The following is a 3,180-nucleotide window of genomic DNA, read 5'->3' on the forward strand; positions in this document are numbered from 1 at the left end:
TCCCCCCAAACAGGGGTGGGGTGCTTACCATCGTGAACGCTAGGCCCACCCACACCCATTCACCACCTGGTCGTGGGTGGGGGGCCCACCCCCCCCCGCACACCCACGCCGGAGCTGGTCGCCGACAAGCTCGACACCATTCCTTCCGAGCGTGCGGGTGCCTGGTATTGACCTGATCGATGTCGGGCCATCCACTCTGGGTAGGTATCCCACCCTCGGAGGTCCTATCCGTAACCCCGTTATGTCATGAGCTGCTCCGCAGTCGAGACTGTGGGGGCCTACCGGGTCCTGGTGACGACCTACCGCCTGGCGTCCTCAATGCTGCTCAAGTTCGAAAGCAACGACATCGCCTGGCTAGCCGCGGACCGAGCCATCCACACCGCACTCGCCGTCAACGACACCTGGTCGCTGGCCCGAGCAACCCGCAGCCTGGCCCGCGCCATGACCAGCGTCCAGCAGCCGACCGAGGCGATTTCCGCGTTGCAGACGATGGCCGACGGAATGCGCGCCGAGGTCGCCGAGAACGAAGAGCACTTGCTCTCGCTCATGGGCATGTTGTTCCTCGCCGCCTCGATCACCGCCGCTGAGCAAGAAGACGCACCACTGGCCCTGGCCATGCACGAGCAAGCCTCACAAGCCGCGGAACGGATGCAACGGCACTACCGCACCCACCACACCTACTTCGGCCGGACCAACGTCGCCGTCCACCGCGTAGCGGCCCTGGTTCGCCTGCACGACTCCCAAGCCTCCCTCCGCTACGCCGAGACCATCCCGCCCGAGGCCATCGCAGGCCTGTCGCCGGAACGCCGAGCAAGCTTCCTACTCGACCTCACCGAAGCCAAGATCATGAGCGGTGAGTACCGGGATGCGGTCAGACTGCTGGCCCAGGTCGAACACACAGCACCCCAAGAGGTCCGCTGCCGCCCGCTGGCTCACAGCCTCCTGCGCCTGTTGTTGGCGAACACCACCGGAGAGCCAGCCCGCATGGTCAAGCAGATGGCAGAACGAGCAGGAGTACCCGCGTGAGCAGCAAGGTCCTCTACCTGATGATCTGCGGAGCCGGACCCGCCCTCCACATCGAAGTGATGATCACCCTCGCGATCGACGCAGGCTGGACCGTGCATCGCGTGGCCACACCCGCCGCAGCACAACACTTCCTGGACCTCGATGCCCTGGAAAAGCTGACCGGTAACGCCGTTCGTACGGGCCACCAGGGGCCAGGTCAGCCAGCTCTGCCCCCAGCGGACGCCGTAATCGTCGCACCGGCCACCTACAACACGATCAACAAGTGGGCCGCAGGCATCGCCGACACCTACGTACTCACACAGCTCGCTGAGCTGACCGGCCTCGGAGTCCGCATCGCAGTCCTACCGTTCGTCAACACCGCCCTGGCAGCGAACCGCGTGTTCCTCCGCAGTGTCGACGAGCTTCGCCAATCCGGCATCACCGTGCTATTCGGCGAAGGCGGCTTCGTTCCACACCCTCCCCGACATGGCGGCAAGATCATGGACACCTACCCGTGGCACCTGACCTTGGAAGCCATCCCAGCCACCTAGCCGCAGCGCATCCGGCGACCGACCTCAGCAGGTGTGCTCAGAGTTTCTTTTCTTCGTCAAGGCGGCCCCTGCGGGGCCGCTCGGCCGCACTCTGCTGATCCTGTCCGGCAGGGTCTTCACGGCCCCGTCCTTGTGTCGCTCGGGCAAGCGGGCGCGGCCCGGCCTTCGGCCACCCACCCGCGCCCGGCGACGAGAGGCAGGGCCTAACCCAGCCGCACACGACAGCGGCCGACCGACCCCACAGGGCCCGCAAACAAGATCAAGGGCTGCGCTCGCCGCGCGGCAGGTCTCCGAGATGGTCGAAGTCATCGGCCGCTCGCGTTCAGCGGTGGGACCGGGGATCGCGCCATCTCGTCGACCTCCACGAGGGCAACCACACGCGTCAAGGGGGCCGATCCAGCGCACCATCCTGTGTGGACGGATGAGCCCCCTTGACACGCGCGGTTGGGGCGAGCCAGGTCGACGAGATGGCGCGAGGCCCCTCAGTTGGTTAAGAGCTGCGCCGTTGTTGCTCCGGTGGCTTGAGGCGAAGCGCTGCGGCAGGATAGGCGGATGAGTACTCCAAACGGCCGAGAGAGGCCCAACTTCGGAAACTGGGTACCGATCCGGGTGTACACAGACATCCGAGAACATCTTCCGATTGCAGTGCCGGAAAGCGCTTGGATGCGTGTCATTCACGACCCCGTCAGAGGAGCTCCTGCGTTTCACTTCAACGTGGCGTGGGCGGAAGGACCGGTGTTACACCTCGCCGTTATAGCGGGCTTCACCGGTGCGGACGAGGAAGAGATTGACGGAGTTGACGAACGAGAGGTCGTGAGTCACCGTCGGATCCCGCTTGACACAGTCATCAGGGTTCATATCGATCTGGGCACAGACGAAGAAACTGTAGAGTTGCTCGGTGGGGAGATGCTCGAAAATCCGCCCGCGATGCTCATCCAGCAGCACATGCGGTGAGAAAGATCTTGTCCCTCGCCTGCATCGAAGCTCCGCACGATGAAACTTGTGATCGACCGACCATGCACCATGGGCCGTGCTGTCCGCGTGCTGTTAGCCCTGGTCAACAGCGGTCAATTGCGGCCACACCTGACGGGCTTTGAGCGCTGGTCAGAGCCAATACTCATGCAGCCCCAACCGGTTCCCAAGCTGGTGAGTCATAGTGGCCCTTTTGCGGGGGCCACTGTCCGTTCGTGTCGCTTCCTCGCGAAGACCAACTCCGGACAGTGTTGTCTGCCATGCCCAAGAGGGCTTGGCGGCCCTCAGGCGCGGCAGGGAGGCAATCGGGATTGCCCGTGATGGAGGAGAACACGGCCAGCGACCCCCATAGGGAACCTGCGGAGTTAGTCGACCACTCTCAGGCGCAGTGCGCGGCTGATGGATTCAAGCGCCCTAGTCGCCATGACTCGTATTACCTGTCGCATCGTTGTCGTCAACATCCTTAAGCCATGTCAGTATTTGAAGTGAATGTTCGTATTCGGTCTGGTGTACGTCGGGTCGTGCCTTGGCCAACCTGCGTCGGATGTTGACGGCTTCTGTGGCGGCGTCGAGTGCTTCCTCCCGCCGTCCGAGGTTGGCCAGCTGGACGGACTGGTTGTTGAGGCTGCTGGCGAGGTCGGGGAGGAACGCG

Annotated in this window: 4 protein-coding genes; 3 read left to right on the forward strand and 1 reads right to left on the reverse strand. The window is 64.0% G+C overall.

Going from position 1 to position 3,180, the window contains the following annotated elements; all coding sequences use genetic code 11:
• Window positions 1-291 precede the first annotated feature (291 nt).
• From ACFWW9_RS39680 to ACFWW9_RS39690, 3 genes are all read left to right on the forward strand, one after another.
• The gene (locus ACFWW9_RS39680) at window positions 292-1,026 is read left to right on the forward strand and encodes a hypothetical protein (RefSeq protein WP_390387758.1); all 735 of its coding nucleotides are present in this window, start codon (window positions 292-294) and stop codon (window positions 1,024-1,026) included.
• Window positions 1,023-1,556 carry a flavoprotein gene (locus ACFWW9_RS39685; protein ID WP_390387759.1) on the forward strand — a complete coding sequence of 178 codons (534 nt, stop codon included), beginning with the start codon at window positions 1,023-1,025 and terminating at the stop codon, window positions 1,554-1,556. The genes ACFWW9_RS39680 and ACFWW9_RS39685 overlap by 4 nt, the downstream gene beginning before the upstream one ends.
• A gap of 552 nt (window positions 1,557-2,108) precedes the next feature.
• On the forward strand, window positions 2,109-2,510 hold the full coding sequence (locus ACFWW9_RS39690) for a hypothetical protein (RefSeq protein ID WP_390387760.1): 402 nt from the start codon (window positions 2,109-2,111) through the stop codon (window positions 2,508-2,510).
• 432 nt (window positions 2,511-2,942) lie between these two features.
• On the opposite strand, the gene ACFWW9_RS39695 is transcribed toward ACFWW9_RS39690, so the two are convergent.
• Window positions 2,943-3,180 (reverse strand): hypothetical protein (locus ACFWW9_RS39695; protein WP_390387761.1); only part of this gene is annotated, 238 nt, incomplete at its 5' end.

Source organism: Umezawaea sp. NPDC059074 (assembly GCF_042738955.1).
Lineage (GTDB): Bacteria > Actinomycetota > Actinomycetes > Mycobacteriales > Pseudonocardiaceae > Umezawaea.

Coding starts and splice junctions, on each gene's coding strand:
- ACFWW9_RS39690 (WP_390387760.1), top strand. CDS start 2,109: ATGAGTACTCCAAACGGCCGAGAGAGGCCCAACTTCGGAAACTGGGTA.